The sequence below is a fragment of the candidate division KSB1 bacterium genome (genome assembly GCA_034521575.1).
Classification (GTDB): domain Bacteria; phylum Zhuqueibacterota; class Zhuqueibacteria; order Residuimicrobiales; family Krinioviventaceae; genus JAXHMJ01.
Genome location: JAXHMJ010000005.1, coordinates 1,510,735 through 1,531,815, shown reverse-complemented (window position 1 = coordinate 1,531,815; position 21,081 = coordinate 1,510,735). Strand labels below are relative to the sequence as shown.

Here is a 21,081-nt window from a genome sequence, read left to right as displayed (position 1 = left end):
TTTGATAAAAATGGATTTAAATTGTATGTTCAAGATAAATTCAGATATTCCGTTTTCTCCTAAAAAATGGCCGTTTTTTTATGGTTATTTTATCGTCGCCTGCAGCGCTATTGGATTTATAATGAGTGCGCCGGGCCAGACCATTGGGGTGTCCGTGTTCACGGATTCTTTGATTCAGGCGCTTGGGATCAGTCGGTTTCAACTCAGTCTCGCCTATATGCTGGGCACCATCGGAAGCTCGTTAGTGATACGCAAGGCCGGCCGATTGCTGGATACCATGGGGGTGAGGACCGTGACCATTGGAGCGGCCGCGCTGTTTGCCCTGGTGCTGGTTTTTATGAGCCGGCTGGATCATATTTCTACTACCATTGCTGGTTTTTTGGGGCTTTCTGCTCATGTTTTCGTTACCGTGATTCTGGCGATTCTGGGATTTTGGCTGATGCGCTTTTCCGGCCAGGGGGTTTTGGCTCTGTCCAGCCGCACCATGTTGATGCGCTGGTTTGACAAGCTGCGTGGACGTATGAATGCTATTGTAGGAATGTGCATTAGTTTGACCTTTTCAGCGTCACCGCTGTTTTTTGAATATTTGATCAATAAACATGATTGGCGCGGCGCCTGGCTGATCCTTGCCGCGTTGCTTTTGGGATTTACAGTATTTGTATTTCTGTTTTACCGGGACAAACCGGAAGATTGCGGTCTGCTGCCGGACGGTCATGTGCATAGGGAAACGGATTCGGATACCGAAACAGGTGTTGAGAAAAACTGGACCTTGCATGAAACGACGCACACCTTTACTTTTTGGGTGTTTAATATTGGCTTGTCCATGTTTTCGCTTTTTTTAACTGCCATAACTTTTCATGTGGTCTCCATTTTCAGCGTTTCCGGAATGGATCGTCAGGACGCCATTTCCATATTTTTACCCACTGCTTTTGTTTCTGTGGCGCTGAATTTACTGTCCGGGTGGATGGCGGATCACCGGTTTTTCCGCAACCGGATGAAATATATGCTTTTTATTATGCTGAGTGGTTTGTTTCTGAGCGGACTGGGCGTGTTGACTTTATTCGCAACGGGCGGCAAATATTTGATCATTCTGGGAAATGGAATTGCTCAGGGATTTTTCGGCACTTTGACCAATGTGGTCTGGCCGCAGTATTTCGGCCGGGAACATTTGGGCGAAATTGCCGGTTTCAATCTTTCGTTTTTGGTGTTTTTCAGCGCAATCGGACCGCCTGTTTTCGGATGGTCGTTTGATGTTACGGGAAACTATGGGGTCTCAATCGTTGTGTGTCTAACTGTTTTGTTTCTGCTGCTGCTTCTAACTCTACGTGCGGATAAACCCGGTTTCAAGAGAACTGCTGATGATTAAAAACTATGTATACGAGTATGGGGTTGAACCCTTTATAAAATCATGGAAAAAACGTATTGCCCGGTCGGCAGAGCCCGCTGGGTGAGGGCATTATTCTGGATTTATGCTGTGGTGTGGGAAAGCAGGCCTGGTATTCGCATTTGCAGGGCCATCAAATGCTGGGTATTGATCTGGATCAGAGTGCGCTCAAGTATGCTCGTCAAAAACGAAATTTTGCGCAATGGGTGAGAGCCGATGCGGCTTTTTTGCCTTTAAAAACCAATAGTTTGCCCCAAATCAGTATTTCTCTGGCGCTGCATGAAAAATCAATGCCGCATGTTGAACAGCTATTCAGAGAAATGCGCCGTATATTAATGCCGGACGGAAAGGCCATTCTGCTTGATTTTACTCAACCCTGGAATAGATCTTCAAAATGGGGTTGGCGGTTTGCTCGTATTTTTGAACTGTTGGCCGGTCCCAATCATTACCGGTTGAGCCGTGCGTTCATGCGCCGCGGCGGACTGCAGGGTTTGCTGCAGTCTACAGATTGTACTGTGGTGCGTTCAAGATTTTTGCAGGGCGGATCAGCGCTTTTGGCCGAAATACAGTTTTAATTTTTAAGAGAATTCAATAAAAAAGGTTGGTCATTGTTATTGAATTCAATTATATTAGAGCAAAGGGATAGGTTTGAATATGAACGATGAAAAACAAACATTGAAAAAGTTAAAAAAACAGGGGTTGTCCATTCAGGTTGAAAAAGATGAAAAGATTATTTTTCAATCTTTTGATGGTATGCTCAAACCTTTGTATCAGTGTTTGAACGAGCATGCAGAGGACATGCAGGGGGCTACAGTGATTGACAAGGTCGTGGGGCGGGCGGCAGCCTATTTATGCATCATGGGCCAGGTGGAGAAAGTGATTACACCACTCGCAAGCGATACGGCAAAACAAGTATTGCATGAAAACAATATCACTTTGTACGCATCCGAGGTTATACCGTATATTATTAATCGGGATAAAACCGGAATGTGTCCGATGGAAAAATTGGCGATCGAAAGCAAATCTCCTGAAGCATTCTATGCAAAATTGGCAACAATTATCACAACGTGATTCAATAAATTGATGGTTCGGCAGCTTTGAAACGGCAGCACACGCGTAAAAAGAGACAAAGAGGGCCTTATGAAAAACTCCCAACTGGCGGTATTCTGGAGTCTATTGTTTCTGATTTCTGCTTCAACTGCGACAGCTCAAACCTATACCACAGCCACCGACACGAGTAATATCATGATCCTTTTGGATGCGTCGGGCAGTATGAATGAAATGATCGGGGAACAGAGCAAAATGCAACTGGCGCGCCGATGTCTGGATCGTGTCCTGCAGAGCATTCCGCCGTTTGTCCGTATCGGACTCCGGGTTTACGGACATCAGTCGTACCGCATTGCACATGATTGTCAGGACAGCAAACTGGAGGTTGCCCCGGATTACAATACCCGAACCCGGATCAGAAATACTCTGCTGGGGATTACACCCAAGGGTTATACCCCATTGGCCTATTCACTTGAGGAAATGGAAAAAGATTTTCCTCAAGGCGGCAAGAATTTTGTTATTTGTATAACGGACGGCAAGGAAACCTGTGACGGCGATCCCTGCGCTGTGGCAAAATATCTGCGTCAATCCGGATTAAATGTTGTCATTCACGTCGTAGGATTTCGCATCGGAGAAGCGGACCGGGAGATACTCATGTGTATACCGGAAAATTCCGATGGATTGTACTTTTCTGCGGACGATGAAGATGAACTGGAAGATGCTCTGAATCAGGCGGTTCAGGCCAGTATTCGTCCCGGCTTTATTCAACTGCATTTCAAAGCGCTGGAAGAACACAAAGATTTTATCACCGCCAGTGTCAAAACAAACAACAAATATCCGATGTATGTCAAGGCGAATACACATTATCCGGTGGCTGTGCCGCCGGATACGTTCAGATTAAAAGACTTTGATATGTGGTCGGTGTTTGATGTTGATCCGTATTGTCCGGATCAGATCGAGCTCAGTCCAATCTACGTCTATGAAGACTCGGTCACCACAGTGGAACTGGATCCGTATTCGATTTTGCATGTCACCGTGGATGTGCCCGACTCTCAGGTCATAGATGCACAGCTGTCATTTGACCGTTACGATATTACCTATGTGCCTGACCTCCGAATAGAACAGCAATCCAAATGGGTGCTGCTTCAGAAAGGAAAATACACAATAACCTGTCGGCAAACCATACATGGTGAAATCAAAAAAAAGAAAAAAACCGTTTCGCTGAGTTCACAGGGATATCAGATCATAAAATTTGATTTTAATCCGAATTACGCCTGGATGCGCTGGCTGATTATTCCGGGGCTGCTTGTGATTGTCATTGTCAGCAAGCTGCCAACCCGCAAACGGGATATGGATATAATGTATAAATTTATGAAAAACCCAAAGTTGTTCAAAGGTAAAAAGTTGATATTTTCGTTACGTGTTGATCCGGAAGATTTAAAATTGGGCGCGCCGGTCGAGTTTTGGAACACGTTTCCCTATGAAATTCAGCTGATGATTAATGTGCCTGCGCATTTTCGAAATATCAAAGAGTTTGATACTCGTAACCCCATGCGGGTTACATTTGTATGCAACAAAGGCGATCTGTCGACTGGAAATTATATGCTGAACTATCGCAAGGCGCGATTTTACGAAATCTGACCGCATCGGGATAACAGGGGGGCGCTCTGTTATCCCGTGTTCCCGCTTTTTTCACTCCCCGGACCAGCAAAAGAAGTTCTTGTTTTTTTCTGTAAAATTCCTAATTTAAAGCACCTCGCATTATGATTCACGGCCGAGCAGCCTGGTTTATGCAGCAGTTTGATCAATCTACAGATGTTCTTCTACTGACGGCTCCGAAGCGATCATTCATTTAATCTGAATATGTTTGGCAGACTATTTGCAATGTTAGTTGTGATAAATTGTCTTTTTTAGTTAACTATCTGTTTTTCTGTTGTTCAAATCGTCATCCGGCTCTGGAACTGTCGAATTTTGAACAGAAACACACCGCTTAAAACAACCGAGAGTATCTTATGCGTGTTTTGATTATTATGAGTATTTTGCTTTGCAGCTGTGGCCTGGGTTGGGGACAGAACGTGTTGTTCCGATCCATTGTCACATACAATACACATGTTTTGAACGGAGAATATCGCGAGGATATACAGATCCGCACCATGGATGGGCAAACACGGGCGCTTAACTCTTTGACATTGGATGTAGAGTACAATAATGATCTTGAAGCCTGGGCCGGTGGTGATACTGTGGCGTTAAACTGGTTTTCTGAACACGCCGGTTATCTGCGTACGGTTTCGAATTTAAGCGGTCATTATCGGGTTCTTGTGGTGAGCGATTGGGATGAACTTGAGGGAAACGCCTGGTCCGTCACCGACCAATGGCAAACGCTTGTAACGCTCCGCTGGACACAGGCACAACTTTGTGATCACGAATTAACATTGTCACCATTAACGGATGCGGCTGCTTTTTTTGTCAGTGATCCCCCGCCGGATCCTCCGGAAGATATTGTTTCCAACTGGAACGTGAATAGTACGAGTGAAACAGAGCATCAGAGCGTGACGCGGATCAAGTTGTTTTTGCAAGGCCCGTACCAATCCCTGTCCGGCGTCATGCATACGATGATCAAAGACCGGGAGATGATTCCCCTTTTGTCACCCTACTCACAGGACCCGCGCAGTGTGACATCCATTCCTGATAATACAGTGGATTGGGTTTTGGTAACATTGCGCCGAAACAGCGACGGTGAAGATGTCGCATATCAAAGCGCGTTTTTACGAAATGACGGACAAATCATCAATCTTGACGGATCAACCTCATCTATCACTTTACCGGATGAGCCGGGAGATTATTATGTGGTTGTGCGTCACCGCAATCATCTTGCTGTTATGAGCGCAACTGTACAGGCGTTAACTGAAAATCCGCCTGCCAGTGCTTATGATTTTACCGGCTCTTCTGACGTCTACTATGGCGGAGCGTCCGGCGCTTCCGAACTGGGTGAATCTGTCTGGGGAGCGCCGGCCGGTGATGCCGATGGCGATAACAGTATCTCATCAGCAGACAGCACGGCCATTCTGCTTCCGAGAAATACAGAAGGTTTTTCAGGCACAGATGTGAATCTGGATGGCAATACAACGATCGCAGATTATAATCAATCGAAACGAAATGAAAATAAAACATCCGGTGTTCAATGAAATTGATGAGATATACGTTATGGGCCTGTCTTTTAATGGCATCTGTGTCTCTTTTTTCACAAACGGTCTATTCGCGAATTGATTATTTGCGACTTTCTCAAGATGAATTTGCCTGGGATATTCAAATAAAGCGTACGGATGACTGGTCTGTCCAGGCGCTGGGGCATTATGACTTTTATTTTTATGTCAATTCGGATGCCTTTTCATCAATCGATCCGATGATAGAGTGGGTGCATCCAAATCTGGACGGTAATGCATCTTATAATATCACAACCGGATATGCAGCTGATGAATCCTTTTTTTGGGTTAGCCTCGACTATGTAGACAGTGCCGAGGGCACAGATTTTTACCCTTCCGATCCGGATCAGTATACTGCGATCATCAAAGTCGCACTGCCGTTTATTGACAGTCCCGACGGACAAACCGGAGTGGACTGGCATACGCTTTCTACAGCCGGGACAGACGGCGAGTTGAATCCACTGACTCAGACTTTGGAAGGCAGTGGGGATATCACCATTGACATTCAACTGGCATCTCTGCAGGCGGATATTGAGGGAAACCAGGTGTGTGTGCATTGGCGGACCGAGTCCGAGCGTTCGGTGCTGGGCTATCAACTTTATAAAAAGAAAGAGGCTAAAGAGATTTATCAACGGGTAAGTGAAACCTTGATTTCCGCAACCGGCAATGCAACAACACCGGCCGAGTATTCATTTGTTGACACTAATGTAGAGGCGAATACCGCTTATACCTACAAATTATCGCAGGTTACTGTTGATGGTGGTGAATCCAAGGTGGGTACAGTAAACGTTCGTACTGATGCATGGCTGCCTGAACAATATTTTTTAGAGACCAACTATCCCAATCCGTTCAATCCTTCTACATCGATAAAATTTGGGCTGCCGAAACAAAGTTTCGTTCGTTTGGATGTCTATAACATTCGCGGAGAGTTGATTTGCACTTTGGCCGATGATCAGATGTCAGCTGGAGTACATGTGGTTCAATGGGGCGGACGGGATACCGCCGGGATCCCGGTCAGCAGCGGCGTGTATTTTTACAAGTTAAAGGCGGGGAACTTTGAAAAGATTTTTAAAATGCTGCTGGCCAAATAGATTATCGTGATCCGCAAGCGGTTCTATCGGAGAAGAACCGCTTTGCGTGTTTTATGCACACCGGGGGACGAGAGTACAATATAATAAATACCCGAAGCCACCTGCTCACCGTTTTCATTTTCACCCGACCAGGACACCTGATGATATCCGGGGTTGATGCGTTTATTCACCAGAGTCGTTACCCGTTGACCCAGTGTGTTGTACACTGCCAGGATCAGTTTTCCTTCCTGCGGTGTTTCAAATCGTATCTCGGTTGCAGGATTGAACGGATTCGGGTGATTTTGATAAAGCACATAACGTTCCGGAAGCGGGGGAGAGACCTTGATGATATCATGGTTATGAACATTGCCACTGCGACTGATATCCTGCAGCCTGTAAAAATAGAAACGGCTCGCTTTTCCGGTATGATCTGTAAATGTATAGATGCCGTGCGGATTAGGGGCGACCAGCTCGCTGACCGTTTCAAACGGACCTTTCTGTGTTTCCGCTCTCTGTATGTAAAATCCCCGGTTGTCAAATTCCGCCCCGGTTTCCCATTCCAGTTTATACCCCTTGAACGGCACATAGGCGCCCTTGAACGATACAAGCTTTACAGCGGTAACAATGTTTAAATTCCACACGGCGCTTACGGTGTCCTGTTGATCAAACACAAGCGCCTTTACCTCTACCGGGCCTTCCGGCGCCAATGCTGACTGGAGTCGGAACGTTAAAGTGGACGCCATTACTGTGCCGTTGACCTGCCAGACGTAATGCAGTTGATCGTTGTCCGGGTCCGTTGCATAGACCGCAAAGTCCATATATCCGGGACGGGTCAGGGTTCCCAGATTATGTACAAGCGGTACAGAATATTCTAATGAAATCACCGGCGGATTGTTAGAGCTCAAGACCTGTATGCGGACGGTTGTTTTGCTTTTTGCGCCGACCTGATCGGTCGCGGTGAACTGAATGCTATATCGTCCACTTTGTTGAGATGAGGGAGTCCAGGTGAATTGCAGAGAATCCGGGTTGAATGACGCGCCCTCGGGCAACGGACTTGCCGAGACCACAATTTGGTCATCTTCGGGATCTGTAACGGTGATGAAAAACGCTAAAAGTTCGTTCTCATTAATTGTAAAACTGTCCGCGATCTGGAAACGCGGCCGTTGATTGGCCAGCGCCGTGGCCTGAAAAGTCAGTTGTGTATCCGGCAGTGATGGGATAGCGGCTGTCACAGCCTGGTTTCCGGTTGTATCGGCCAGCTGCCATTCCACTGATGCCGCCCCGGATGTGTCCGTCAATACCGTGTCCGCAGGAAAAATGCGACCTCCGCTGTGATACGGTGTGAATATTACCGGGTTCAGGTTGACACCGTTTTCATAGCGGTCTGTTAATTGAACCACCAATGGTTGATTGAGCCGGTGACCGGCGATTCCGGTTTGGGATGCACCGTTGACAATTTTGGCTGTCTCGGGCTGTGCCGGCAGCGCTGTGAGTGTGAACAGAACAGCGGTGTTCACCTGAGCAACCGATGCAAGGACTTTGATTGTACCACTTTGCGTGCCGAGGTGCAGCCGTGCGCCGGTCATGCCGTCCGGATTGGTATATTGCGTTGAATCGTTTGTGAAATAGGCATGTCCTTGTGTGATTGTATAGTATACCGGGATGTCCGTCAGGGGCTGTTCATTTTGATTGAGAACCTGAACCACGAGTGGGTTTTCAAGGTCTGTTCCGACCGTATCCTGCTGATTGCTGCCGCTCATATATTTGATGTGGTGCGGAACGTTTTCGCTTTGTTCAGCGCTGATATAAAAATATATCGGTGAACCGTCCAGTTTTTGACCCTGTTGATTGAATGATTCAGCCTTTATCACATAGGCGCTGTCTCCTGCGGTCTGACCTGTCACAAACTCAACAGATGCCAATCCTGATTCATCGCTTTCGACGATGGCCAGATCAGAAGAGGGTTCCAAAAAATACCCGTCGCCCTGGATACGGGTATAAATAACCGAGTGACCGCTTACCGGTGAGCCGTATTCATTCACTACTTTTACGATTAGAGCTGAATTTAGCTGAGTATGGGTCAGGCCTTGCTGCAAATTGCCGCTTTCGTACGCCAGGGAAGAAGCATGGGTTTCCTGCGTTGCGGCCTGAAAGGTGACGGGAGAATGGGACAATTCGCGCGATCCGTCGCGTGCTGATACCATCAGCTCCTGGTCTTCGCCGAGCTTTCCCAGTTTCCATTGCACAGAAGCGATGCCCTGTGAATTGGTGTTTTTTGTCACCATTGTCATTGCGTCGGGCTGCAGAATGCCGCTTCCGGCGATAATTTCGAAAATGACCGGGAAATTAGAGATGGGGTAATTGTTGGAATCCACGATCTTTACGCGTATGGGCTCCGGCAGCGTCTGGTTGGCGCCGCCTGTTAATTCTGCCGGCGTCAATGTGATCAGGGACTCGGGACGGCCGATGCGGGCGGAAGCAACAAAAGAGACCGGGCTGTTGATGAGAGGAGTATTCTGGTAGAAAGCCCGGGCCTGTATCGTATAAAGCGAGTCGCCCATTTCATCGCCGAGTGTGAAGCGTACAGCGGCATTCCCGGAAGCCTCGGTGGTTACCGTGGCGCTGCGTTCTCCGTTTAAAAGTCCCTGCGCGCTTGTTACGGTAAATTCCACAGGGTATCCGCTGACGGGATTGGCAAATGTGTCTACAACCTGGACTGTCAGCGCCTGCGGCAGATCGGCATGGGTCGAACCCGTTTGATCATTTCCGGAAATATAAAGCAAAGATTCAGGTGAGGTTGCTTCTGCAAAGGCCTGAAACAACAGCACATCCGGTGAGAGTCCGGAACACACGGCCTGTACCGTATGCAGGCCTGTTTGCTGACTCAAGGTCAGAGTGGCGGTTGCTTTTCCGGTTTGATCAGTGGTCACGTCGAGTGTACTGCCGCCGTTGATGTGCCCTGGTCCCTGGACACGAAACGTTACGTCAAAACCGGGCACCGGATTGTTATAAGAGTCGCGTACCTGAACAGTAAAGGGGCGCTCGAGCGGCATGGTCACAGTGCCGCTCTGTTGATCACCAAAGATTTTTTCCGCTGATACGGGTTCCCCCGGGGACATGTTTGCGACAAAAGGAACCGGCGAGCCGGGGATTGCAGCTCCATTGTATTCTGCGGTGACAGTGGCGATCTGAACATTTTCCCCGGCGATGGTACCGGTGGTGAAAAAGGCTGCGGCTGTCCCGGAAGAATCGGTGCTCACGGTTTTGTCGGCAAATCCATTGAACGTGCCCCGATTGGAAAGCGCCTGAAAGGTAACCGGATGGTTGACGATACCGTTTCCATAATCGTCCAGAACCCTGACCTTGAGCGGTGAGCCGAGTGTTTCCTGAATGACGGCGCTTTGCTGGTTCCCGCCTATGGAAAGGATATAAGCGGGAAATGACGCCCGGGCATTCGCGGATATGGCATGCGGCGACCCTGTCAATCCGGGCGCTTTGATTGTCAGCGGCTGGGCACCGCTGGTTTCTCCAAGCTGCCAGTAAGCTGTTACAATGCCAAGTGTATCGGTGAAAAGGGTCATGATGCTGTCTGTCTGACTGAATTGTGGATCGGAAGCGATTCGGGCGCCCTGGACGGGACAGTGGAACTGCACGCCGTATTTAAAGGCGGGCGAACCGTCTTCGGTGGTGACTTTAACCCGGATCGGTTCCGCTAATACGGTTTTAACAGTGCCGAGTTGTTTATCGCCGGACAAAAAGAAAAGATTTTCCGCCACGCCCCGGATATAGGCTGTGAAGGTCAGGGGAGAGCCGTTTAATCCCGGCGATTCAGCGCGAACGCGCTGCGTGCTGCTGCCTTTTCCGGGTGTCAACGTTGTTTCCGCGTGTCCGTTCACATCGGTGAGTACAGTTGAAGAAGTGGACAGGCTTCCATCGCCGCTCAGCAGGGTGAATGTTATCGGATGCCCGGAAACCGGATTGTTCAGTGCGTCATAGCAGGTAACCTGGAACGGGGCATCCAGCGGAATTCCGGGATCACCGGCCTGGTCGTCTCCCGCGGTTTTCTGCATGCGCACCGCCGGTCCGGCTGTGGATTGCAGATTAAAGATCGCCGGACTGCCCGTGACATGGGTTCCATTGTAAAACAAGCTTGCTGCGACCTGTACGGGGCCGATGTTTTGTCCCATTTGGATGAACCGCCGGGTAATCCCCTGCCGGTCCGTGAGGTTAGACGCGCTTCCGGTTTCTTCAAGTCCGGTCGGCGTATATGCCGGGTCCGGTGTCAGAAAAAGTTTGTCTACCCGCACGCCGGGACCGGAAAGGTTGAATCTGACGCTGTGGGAACCGCTGTTCAGGATGTCCGGCAGAAATCCGCCCGGCATTTGTATCCATTGCCAACCGGACTGGTTGGGGATATTGATAGCCACGGGAGGATTGCCGTCAAGTTGGACAGACAGGTTTGCGTTCGTATATTGCTGTTCCACCCGAATCCAGGCATAAAGCCGTTTGCTGCTTGCCAGCTCAAACTGACGTACAGCGCTGCCGCTCTGGTTCCAGTAAAATGGAACGCCGACGATGCCATGACCGGAGGCGGTTTCATCATAAAACCACTGCATTTCATTTTCAAGCTGACCCCGCTCGGGTTCGATTGACAGGTTGTCCTGATCAATTTGAGGGGTAAATAATTCTGCATCACCTTCGGTAACCTCGAAATTGACAGAGACCCCTTCAACCGGCCGATTTTTTGCATCCAGAACCTGAACCGCCAGGGCCTGAGGCGCTGTTTCTCCGGCAGGTACACTTTGTGCGTCCCCGCTGTAAATGCTCAGTTGATTGGGAGAACCGGACACCCCCGCGGAGAGTGCGGGTTTCAGGGTGATGTGTTGATCAGCGGCCAGGCCGCGTCGGATCAAAAATGTGCCATCTGTAAAACGGGCGAGCACGTCAACCTCACGGACAGCGCCCAGTCCGAAATGCTGCACAAGAGCGGGTTGAGAAATATGACCCTGAGAGCTGGTTACTTCGCGGTATCCCAGCAATGCTTGTCTATTTTCCAGTTCACCGGCGGGAAAACACCATATTTTAGTCCCCATTCCGCCGCGATTGTTGTGCGGGCCGTATACATCAAAACTGATATAATGATTTTCGGATTGGAGATTGTTCTGTCTGAATACATTCAGCATATCAGAGCGGGTGAGGAGAAAATCCAGATCACCGTCGTTGTCATAATCGAAAACCGTGCCGCCGCGCGGATCGCCTCCCAGTACTTCAGCGCCTGTGTTGGCGGTTTGGGTAAAACTCCAATTCCCCTCATTACGATAAAGATGACCGTTCTCCTCTTCCTGTGATGTAATGATGTCCACATCACCATCATTGTCAAAATCGCCAGTCAGTACCGAATAGCCGTCCATCGGAATACCGAGTTGTGCCGTGCGGTCTGTGAATGTGCCGTTTTGGTTGTTTTCAAAAACATACAGATAAGGCTCATCCTGGTTTTCGGATACCGTCACCAGCAGATCGGGAAACCCATCATTATTCAGGTCGCCCCACACCGCGCCGTTGCTTTTGTCATGAACAGCAATCCCTGCCTGTTGAGCGCCCTCGGAAAAATGTCCGCTGCCGTCATTGATGAACAACACATTGGGAGCAAAGCGTTTGGTAATATAGATATCCGGGTCGCCATCCATATCATAGTCGCATACCGATCCGGTGAGACTGGGAATATCAGGTTCATTCACATCATCGGTGCCGCGGTCCTCTCGGATGAATCGTCCCTGTCCGTTGTTGATGTATAATTCATTCTGGACCCGTGAATTGATCACGTAAAGGTCCATATCATTGTCCATGTCGCAGTCAAAGGCGATGATACCTGTGGTCAAGCGATTCAGATTGTCAATGCCGGCTGTCGTCGTGATGTCACTAAACATTGAATTGCCCAGGTTTTCATAGAGTCGGCATCCGCCGTCCGAGTTGCCAATGAACAGATCAAAATCTCCGTCATTGTCAATGTCAACAAAGGCGACGCCGCGGCTGGGTTTAATATCTCGCAGGGAAAGTTGAAAGGATTGTTCCTGATAGGGCAGCGTTTCGGAGGAAATAAAACAATAATCGCCTTCATCCGGGATATGCGAAATTGGTTCGGGTAATATAAATATCCGGCCGGTTGTCGTTTGTAATATCTGCGACAGCCACTCCCTGGTGTTCATAATGATGATCTTTTCCCTGGATTCCTGCCTGGAAGGTCTTGTCGGTGAACCAGCGGCTTTTTCCGGAAAGCAGTTCGGCAAAACGCTCATAATAGACCTCTCCCATACGATTGTGTCCGCGTGTATTGGGGTGCAGGCCGTCTTCCATGAGTCTGTTGCCGTAGAGTTTAAATTCGCGGAAAAAGGAGAACTGATTGCAAAGATAAACCGGTTCCGGCTTTCCGGTAATGACACCGTTTTGAAAATCCATGACCATTTTGGCGATTTCGTTGTTATACGCCACACTAACCGTGTCCCAGTCCCGAATCGGTATAATCATGCTGACAAGTATTTTTTCAAGATGTTCACCGTAATTGCCGTTATGCCAGTTTAATAAATAGTTCACCAAATAAGCCATTTCTCCGCTTTGGGTAACAGCAAACTCGTTGTTCTCGATATAGGGTGTGATAGGGGTTCCGGTTTCCGAGTGCAGATCATTGGTGCCCAAATGAATAGAGACCAGGGTAGGCTGATGTTTGTTCATCTGACCGGTTGCATCCATGCGCCCCTTGGCGGTCGGGGTGGAGTGCGCCGGGTAAAAATCATTAATTTTCATCCCGCCTTCAAAATATCCTTCATAGGGAGAGATACCCGAATCGCCCACAAAATCGATGTCAAAGTTATTTGCATTCAGTTTATCATAAAGGTATTTTCTGAATCCGCGGTTATCCAGGGCAAATTTGCCTTCAGTGATCGAATCCCCCAACAGCAAAATGCGTTCAGCTGTGTTCTTTACGGTTTCAGCTTTATATGCAGTTGCCGTTTTAATCGGATTTATTTTTTATTGTTGTACTGTCCAGGGTTACAAGCAAGGTGTTCGCTTGCTTTTGCGGTAGATAGGCGGTGAAAACGCCCTGCGGATCAACGCGTCCCGAACCGGCGTGCAGCGTGTCCGAATCCGTGATCAGTTGAACCCGATACGTTACAGAATCCAGATGGGCGGCTGTGTTTTGATCGATCGTGAATTCTATTCTGCCCGGGAGCTGCGAATCAGGCGACAAGGGGATTCGCATTTGATGTTGGACGAGATCGGCGGTCCTATCCGCAAAAGATGCGGGTGTAACCCAGGAGACCTGTTCGTTCACAGATAATGCTTTCGGGCTTTCCGTCTTGACTTTTGTTGCAGAGTTTGCGTTTGAAAAAAAGATAAGGACAAAACAACTGATTAAAAATATATAGCTCGATGATTTCGGGTGCATGGATTACCTTTGCTTCTGGGACACACTCTTGTTTTTTACACATATACTGTCAATCGCCGGATTCGCATAGATTTTTTTCGTTGAACAGGTTTTTGTAAAACTCGATGGTATTCATTAACCCTTCTCTGATATCGACTTTGGCCTGCCACTCGAGTAAGGAAGAGGCGAGCGTCGTGTCAGGCTGCCGGACTTTGGGATCGTTAACGGGAAGCGGTTTGAAGGTGAGTTTGCTTTTGCTTTTTGACAGGTCTATAATCAACTCGGCCATTTCTTTGATGGTCATCTCATGCGGATTGCCGATATTGACCGGTTCATGATAATCGGACATCATTAACCGGTAAATGCCTTCGATCAGATCCTGGACGTAGCAAAAACTGCGTGTTTGTGATCCGTCTCCGAATATTGAAATGGGTTCGTCTTTCAGGGCCTGGGGTATAAAGGTGGGAATGGCGCGTCCGTCATTGGGGCGCATGCGTGGTCCGTAGGTGTTAAAAATTCGAACGATCTTGGTATTGACCTTGTTGTACCGGTGATAGGCCATGGTCAGCGCTTCACCAAAACGTTTGGCTTCATCATAAACCCCGCGCGGTCCGACCGGATTGACATTTCCCCAGTATGATTCCTGTTGCGGATGCTGCAGCGGATCGCCGTAAACTTCCGAGGTAGATGCAAGCAGAAAACGCGCATTTTTTTCCATGGCCAATCCCAGAGCCTTGTGCGTCCCCATGGCGCCCACTTTGAGTGTCTGGATGGGCAGTTGTAAATAATCCAGCGGACTGGCCGGTGATGCAAAATGCCAGATATAATCGATTTTGCCTGCGATGAAGATATATTCGGTTACATCGTGTTTGATAAACTGGAAATGATCTCCCTGCAAATGCTCGATATTGGATATCGCGCCAGTGAGTAGATTATCCATTGCTATAACATCATGTCCTTTGTTGAGCAGGTATTCGCACAAATGCGATCCCAGGAATCCTGCTCCACCGGTAACAAGTGAACGCGCTCGCATGAATGGGGCTCCTGTAATGGTTGGTTATTTTTCTCGTTTTGTAGAAGAGGATACCAGTTTTTCCATAGCCTGCCGAATTTCATTGTCCGGGTAAACGGACAAGAGCTCCAACGCACTTTGGGCATAAAAACCGGCGCGATTTACTGCAAATTCAATGCCCCCGTCTGATACAACTTTATTTTGTATGTGGTCAATTTCGTCCTCACTGAATCCTTTATCCAGACCCCGTCTGATCAGGGCCGAAAACTTGTTGTCATCCTGTTCCATCACATGGATCAGGGGCAAGGTTAGTTTTTTTTCCCGAATATCTTTACAGGACGGTTTTCCCATTTTATCGCTGCTGCCGATAAAATCGAGAACATCGTCCATAATTTGAAAGGCCATTCCGAAATGGTCGCCGAACGTTCCCATGCGCTCAAAATGAGTTTGATTTCCGTTATTGCACAGTACACCCCAATTGACTGGCTATTCTGAAAAGAACAGCGGTTTTGTTTTGGATAATCTCATAATACTCGGATTCAGAGAGATTACTTTTTCCTGAGGAAGCGATCTGAAGCAACTCACCTTCAGTAATAGCTTCAGATGCTGTAGCCAATAGTCTCAGTGCCTCTTTGTTTTCCAGCTCGACCATTCCGGCAAGTGTTTTTGAAAATAAAAAGTCACCGATCAGAACGGCTGTCTTGTTGTTCCATCGATCATTGACGGTTCGTTCACCGCGTCTTTGATTGGATTCATCCACAACATCATCATGAATCAAGGTCGCTGTATGAAACATCTCGATCACCAGAGCAGATTGAATTGCGTCATGATCAATGGCGCCGTGCAATTTTGATGAAAGAAATATAACAATAGGGCGTATTCGTTTGCCTTGTTTTTCGCTCACGTACTGCAGGATAAAATCGGCGAATGAGACTTTGGAGGTGAGTAAATCTTTGAATTTTTCTTCAAAGCGGTCAAGTGATTTCTTGACAGGTCCGGCTATATGGGTTTCCAAGACGTTCCTTTATAGTAAATTTATAATTATTATATAGATAAATAAAAATGCCATATTAAATGTACTGATTAAAACAATATTTGTCAATATCAAACTACCGATGGTTTTTCAGAACAAGTATCGGTTATCTTGGGTTATGCAAAAGAAAATATTGTAACTTTATTCTTTTGTTTGCGTAAACAAAAAGGAACCAAAAATTATTCTCCGAGGTCGTGCAATGAAAACGTTCAAGAATTATTTATTAGCAACAGTATTGTTTTTGATGGGTGTTGCCTCTGCAGGAACAATATCAAGAGAATACAATCGAGAGATTGACTTTGTCAGCGGTGGTGATGTTTCCGTGCGATTACCAAACGGCAATTTGTATGTGCGGACGTGGGATGAAAACCGGGTGGACGTACATGCGGACATTACAATCCACAGCAGCAGTAAAAAAGAGGCCGAGAGATTTTTGCAGGAAATGGAGATTGTAATTAAAAGGCATGGAGACCGTTTGGATATTTTTGTGGAAAAACCCAAAACAGATGGATTTGATGTATTCGACTGGTTCTTTGGAAACCGTAGAGTTCGTTCCAGTATCAATATTGATATAAAATTACCCACAATCACAAATGTTGAATTGAAATCGATTAATGGATCCATTGAGATCAGTGAACTCAAAGGCCGTGCGCGTTTGAAAACCACCAATGGCAAAATTAACGCCAATCGAATGTACGGCGAACTGGATGCAGAAAGCACGAACGGAAGTATACGCGCGGAAATGGACATACCTGAATTGCGGGAGAATGTGCGGCTCAGCACGGTAAATGGATCGCTGCACTTGACTGTACCCGAGTCCATTGCAGCCGATGTGGATATTTCTACAGTCAACGGATCTATTCGTTCGGATTTTCCGCTGACGGTTGAGGGCAAATGGGGCCCGAAACATGTCGATGAAGAGATAAACGGCGGAGGATATTCATTAACGTTAAATTCAGTGAATGGTTCAGTGACCTTGAACACCCGATAACCTTTATTAAATTCCTTTAAAAAATGGGCGCCCCGGCGTTCATTTTATTTTTTGCCCTATCAAAGGGAATGATACTTTCATTTTTTATCAGCATGATCCCGCCGCCAAACCATTCTGCTTGTCCCGGTGCTGAAATTTATTGCATATATATGATAAAAGCTTTATTATTTGGAAACAAATGCACTGTTGCCGGGTTTAAACAAAAAAAGGAGGTATGTGAGCTTGTTTGAATTGCAGAAACCGCGTGAATTCAAGATAGAGACCTATTATTATCATCCACCGGAAGAGGAAAAACGTATACAATTCAGACGTTTAAGGCGCTCGGAACGAATCGAAAAGAAATCACCGCTTCGTTTAATTGCTGTGCTGATTCTGATCATCTGGGCGATCATCTATTTGCAGAAAAAGGGCGGGTCGGTGGCTGAACAAAACGGGGCTTCTACGAATTTCCAGGTGGAAAGTGTTGAGGTTGTTGATTAGATTTAGAGAAAAAAGACGAATGCTGTTGCCGTGATAATCAGTAAAGCTGTGCCCGGCAGCAACGCTTTGGGCAATGTTTTATCGCCTGCCATGGATACGATTCCTTTTAGTAAAGTATTAGAAACCCCTGCCAGCAATATAGCCCGCGCCGCGATGTTATAATGAATTCCCTGAGGTTGATTGCTCATGCGGGAAACAGAAAGAGCAATCGCGTCTACATCTGCCAGACCCGAGACCAAGCTTGCAATATAGATTCCTGTATCTCCGAAATAGATCTGTGCGACTTTGGATAACAACAGAACCACGGAAAAAATAATGCCGAATTTGATAGCAGGACCCAGTTCAAACGGATTGGCAAAGGTTACGTGTTCGAGTTGACTGGGTTCCCGCTGCACTTTGTATAAGATGAAGACATATAGTATGCCGACACTCACCGTTACCAGAACAGGCAGCCAGAGGAGCTGGACCAGTTTGATGTTTATTGCTCCCACGATGATCAGTAGACGGATGTACATGACCGTCCAGGCCAGAATAATGGCCTGAGCAAATGATTTTGACAGCTCGGGATTGGCTTTGCTTCGCTGTGTGAGCGTAAGAGTGACAGCGGTGCTGGATGCAAGTCCTCCCAAAAGCCCGAGCAGGGTGATTCCGCGTTTTGCGCCCGCCAGTTTGATGAGAATGTAACCGATGAAACTGATGCCGGAAATAAACACCACCAACAGCCAGATTTTGTAGGGATTAAAAATGTTAAACGGTTCCGGTCCATAGTTTTGATTCGGGAGTACCGGTAAAATAATCGCCGAGATCAAGGCGAATTTCAGGGTGGCCAGTATATCCTGCCGGTCGATTTGTTTGACAAATTCATGGATCTCAATTTTTAGCGATAAAATGGTCACAATGGTAACTGTGAGTGCGATGGCCAGGGGCATATGATCCATGTACACCAGTGAACCGTTGAGAATGGTCAAAAGCGAAGCAAATTCAGTGGTCAGACCGGTTTCATTATTTTGAGATTCGGTGATAAAGCCGGTGATCAGCAGCGCACCGCCGATCAGGACAATCGCAACGTAAGGCCAGGGTGAGCCCATCTGCTCTGTGAGCATGGCTGCTGCACAGCCGATCATTCCCATGAGCGCCAGTGTGCGTACGCCGGTTGTGCTCTCTTTATTTTCCTTTTCAATGGCATATTCACGCTGAATACCGACCAGCAATCCGATCAGCAGTGAAATCCCGAATTTTAGAAAAATGTTGTGATAATTCATGGTCAATCTCCATGCATTCTATGCTTATGACTGTTGAGGCCGGGTACGGGCGAGTGGTTGTAGTAGAGAGCGGATTGAGTGCGCCGGCCGTTTTGCCGCAAGAGAATCAAAGACCGTGTCATAATATTCGGACATATTTTCCCAATCAAAGGCTGCCACCGAGTCGGCTGCAGAGTACTCTTGTCGGTGCGTCAGCAGCGCGGCAAGTTTGCAACAAAGTTCGCTTTCATTCTCGTAAAACAAATCCGGATGCGCCGCAAAGATGTCCGGATAGGCGAGACGCCTGGGGAGCAGCGGGATGCAGCCGCAATAAGCGGCTTCGCATACCGAAGCGCCGAAAAAATCATGGATCGATGTAACGGGCATGATATCGCTTTTCCACAGCCACGCAGCGTATTCTGCGAAATCCCTGACAAAGCCGGCATGCAACAGGTGGGGTTTGAGCCGTTTTCGGGATTGTATAAACTCGTCCGGTTCTTTTCTGAAATTTTCGCCCAGCAATACAAGTTGAAAGTCCAGTCCTCGATTTTTCATCTCGTACAAGGCATTGAAAAACGATTCGGGATTTTTATCATGTTCCCAGCGGTGATTCCAGAGAATAACAGGCGAATGATTGTTTTGTGATTGTTGGTAGGCGTCAAATGCTTTCAGATCCAACCCCAGGGGCACAACCGCACTTTTTTCAGATATCTTTTCAATTTGGCCTGTCTCCCGATGGTCCGGAAAGTGATTCAGAAATTTAGGCAACGCGTCGAGAAAACTGTCCCGGTTGTACGCTGAATTAAACAGCGCCACATCTGCAGACAGCGCCGTTGTAAAATTGATAAATCCGTAATGTTTGTCGCGTTTCTGTTGTATGTCCCGGTCCCGAGGCGACCATGGATAAGCCAGTTGGTTCTCATGAAAATACACTGCTGTGGGAACACCAGCGATCCGCTCGCGAACCAGAGCCAGGAATGTGGACAGATCCAGCATGTCTGTGGCGAGGATCAAATCCGGGATAACGCGCATGTCCATGAATTTACGCGCCAGGGTTACTGCCCCGCCGTGCATGCGCCATTTCCAGAACTGACCTTTCAGGGTTAGCAGAGTGATTTGATGACGACTGTGTTTTTGAATGCCGTCCGCCCAGTTCTTGTGAGAGCCGGTGTAATAGGGTTCCAATACTAAAATATTCACAATCGCTCCTTTTCATAAAATACATGTTTTTGATTGTTTTTACAAGATTGTTTTATGAATATTTTTGGTTCTAGGTATAGAGCGGATGGCAGAAACAAACAGTACATACCCCGGTACGTACTGTTTGAGGTGTTCAATATCACTAAATTCGAATCATCCGAAATCCCAGGGATCACAATGCACTGTATCCCTCATCCCGTTCATTTAGGTTTTTCATTTCTTCTTTACTCAATGTAAAATCGAAAACATCTGCGTTTTCTTTTATTCGTTGCGGATTTGAGGATTTGGGCAGCACAACCACATCATGCTGCAGCACCCAGCGGATGAGCACCTGGGCTGCTGATGTATGGTGAGCAGTGGCAATAGACTGGACTGTAGGATCGTCAAGCCGTTTGCCGCGAGTCAGCGGAGAATACGCTTCCATAATGATGTCCTGACTGCGGCAGTATTCCAGTAAAGATTTTTTAAAATTAAACGGATGAAACTCGACCTGATTGGCGGCGGGCAGCACCCCTGTTTCTTCAACAAGGATTTCTATCTGCATCCGGCTGAAATTGCTGAGCCCGATCGATCGGCATTTGCCCTGTTTTTGCAGATCGATCAACGCCTTCCAGGCCTCAATATCCCTGTCCCCGGGCCAGTGCAGCAGGTAAAGATCCAGATAATCTGTGTTCAAGCGTTTTAGACTGTCCTCACAGGCCTGGCGCGTTTGGTTATAATCAAAATGAGCGGGCCAAACTTTGCTGGTGATGTACAGTTCATTGCGAGGCACCGGACTTTTTTGTAACGCCTCTCCGATAAATTTCTCGTTTTTGTACATTTCTGCTGTATCGATATGACGATAGCCGGTTTCAATGGCATTGAGGATTGCATTCATAATGTCCGCGGGTGTCATTTGAAACGTACCCAGTCCCAGTCGCGGAATTTTGTTTCCGTCAACAAGTTTAATCGTATCTTTTATGCTGTTCATCACCACTCCGTTTTCTTTCTTACTATT

At 47.5% G+C, this 21,081-nt stretch carries 17 protein-coding genes; 8 read left to right on the top strand and 9 right to left on the bottom strand.

Translation table 11 applies throughout. The features are described from left to right. The first annotated feature begins 25 nt into the window (after positions 1-25). The 6 genes from U5R06_19900 (at position 26) to U5R06_19875 (ending at position 6,725) form a co-directional block, all read left to right on the top strand. The gene (locus U5R06_19900; protein ID MDZ7725009.1) at positions 26-1,366 is read left to right on the top strand and encodes an MFS transporter; all 1,341 of its coding nucleotides are present in this window, start codon (positions 26-28) and stop codon (positions 1,364-1,366) included. Between the two features lie 56 nt (positions 1,367-1,422). After that, the gene (locus tag U5R06_19895) at positions 1,423-1,959 is read left to right on the top strand and encodes a methyltransferase domain-containing protein (GenBank protein MDZ7725008.1); all 537 of its coding nucleotides are present in this window, start codon (positions 1,423-1,425) and stop codon (positions 1,957-1,959) included. A 79-nt stretch (positions 1,960-2,038) separates the two neighbouring features. Next, the gene (locus tag U5R06_19890) at positions 2,039-2,455 is read left to right on the top strand and encodes a DUF1893 domain-containing protein (protein ID MDZ7725007.1); all 417 of its coding nucleotides are present in this window, start codon (positions 2,039-2,041) and stop codon (positions 2,453-2,455) included. Between the two features lie 69 nt (positions 2,456-2,524). Next, the gene (locus U5R06_19885; GenBank protein MDZ7725006.1) at positions 2,525-4,072 is read left to right on the top strand and encodes a VWA domain-containing protein; all 1,548 of its coding nucleotides are present in this window, start codon (positions 2,525-2,527) and stop codon (positions 4,070-4,072) included. Between the two features lie 371 nt (positions 4,073-4,443). Further along, on the top strand, positions 4,444-5,616 hold the full coding sequence (locus U5R06_19880; protein ID MDZ7725005.1) for a hypothetical protein: 1,173 nt from the start codon (positions 4,444-4,446) through the stop codon (positions 5,614-5,616). After that, on the top strand, positions 5,613-6,725 hold the full coding sequence (locus tag U5R06_19875; protein ID MDZ7725004.1) for a T9SS type A sorting domain-containing protein: 1,113 nt from the start codon (positions 5,613-5,615) through the stop codon (positions 6,723-6,725). The genes U5R06_19880 and U5R06_19875 overlap by 4 nt, the downstream gene beginning before the upstream one ends. A 23-nt stretch (positions 6,726-6,748) precedes the next feature. Here the strand turns inward: U5R06_19875 and U5R06_19870 are convergent, their stop codons facing one another. The 6 genes from U5R06_19870 to U5R06_19845 form a co-directional block, all read right to left on the bottom strand. Next, a complete protein-coding gene (locus U5R06_19870) occupies positions 6,749-12,910 on the bottom strand; it encodes an Ig-like domain-containing protein (protein MDZ7725003.1) in 6,162 nt (2,053 codons plus the stop codon). Further along, on the bottom strand, positions 12,819-13,661 hold the full coding sequence (locus tag U5R06_19865) for an SGNH/GDSL hydrolase family protein (protein MDZ7725002.1): 843 nt from the start codon (positions 13,659-13,661) through the stop codon (positions 12,819-12,821). Before U5R06_19865 ends, U5R06_19870 begins: the two co-directional genes overlap by 92 nt. A 52-nt stretch (positions 13,662-13,713) precedes the next feature. After that, positions 13,714-14,034, bottom strand: coding sequence for a hypothetical protein (locus U5R06_19860; GenBank protein ID MDZ7725001.1), 321 nt, complete (start codon positions 14,032-14,034; stop codon positions 13,714-13,716). A gap of 163 nt (positions 14,035-14,197) precedes the next feature. Beyond that, positions 14,198-15,160 (bottom strand): UDP-glucuronic acid decarboxylase family protein, encoded by a 963-nt coding sequence (locus U5R06_19855; GenBank protein MDZ7725000.1) that lies wholly within the window; start codon positions 15,158-15,160, stop codon positions 14,198-14,200. A 24-nt stretch (positions 15,161-15,184) separates the two neighbouring features. After that, positions 15,185-15,571 carry a polyprenyl synthetase family protein gene (locus U5R06_19850; GenBank protein ID MDZ7724999.1) on the bottom strand — a complete coding sequence of 129 codons (387 nt, stop codon included), beginning with the start codon at positions 15,569-15,571 and terminating at the stop codon, positions 15,185-15,187. A 25-nt stretch (positions 15,572-15,596) separates the two neighbouring features. Continuing rightward, positions 15,597-16,154 carry a polyprenyl synthetase family protein gene (locus tag U5R06_19845; GenBank protein ID MDZ7724998.1) on the bottom strand — a complete coding sequence of 186 codons (558 nt, stop codon included), beginning with the start codon at positions 16,152-16,154 and terminating at the stop codon, positions 15,597-15,599. Positions 16,155-16,371: 217 nt separating this feature from the next. Between U5R06_19845 and U5R06_19840 the strand changes: the two genes are divergently transcribed. Together U5R06_19840 and U5R06_19835 are read left to right on the top strand one after the other, a co-directional pair. Further along, the gene (locus U5R06_19840) at positions 16,372-17,163 is read left to right on the top strand and encodes a DUF4097 family beta strand repeat-containing protein (protein ID MDZ7724997.1); all 792 of its coding nucleotides are present in this window, start codon (positions 16,372-16,374) and stop codon (positions 17,161-17,163) included. Positions 17,164-17,379: 216 nt separating this feature from the next. Continuing rightward, complete coding sequence (locus U5R06_19835; GenBank protein MDZ7724996.1) at positions 17,380-17,643, top strand: hypothetical protein; 264 nt, start codon at positions 17,380-17,382, stop codon at positions 17,641-17,643. Positions 17,644-17,645: 2 nt separating this feature from the next. Here the strand turns inward: U5R06_19835 and U5R06_19830 are convergent, their stop codons facing one another. From U5R06_19830 to U5R06_19820, 3 genes are all read right to left on the bottom strand, one after another. Further along, positions 17,646-18,905, bottom strand: coding sequence for an MgtC/SapB family protein (locus U5R06_19830; protein ID MDZ7724995.1), 1,260 nt, complete (start codon positions 18,903-18,905; stop codon positions 17,646-17,648). Positions 18,906-18,929: 24 nt separating this feature from the next. Beyond that, positions 18,930-20,084, bottom strand: a complete 1,155-nt coding sequence (locus U5R06_19825) for a DUF3524 domain-containing protein (protein MDZ7724994.1) — start codon at positions 20,082-20,084, stop codon at positions 18,930-18,932. Between the two features lie 172 nt (positions 20,085-20,256). Continuing rightward, positions 20,257-21,054, bottom strand: a complete 798-nt coding sequence (locus U5R06_19820) for an aldo/keto reductase (GenBank protein ID MDZ7724993.1) — start codon at positions 21,052-21,054, stop codon at positions 20,257-20,259. Between the last annotated feature and the right edge of the window lie 27 nt (positions 21,055-21,081).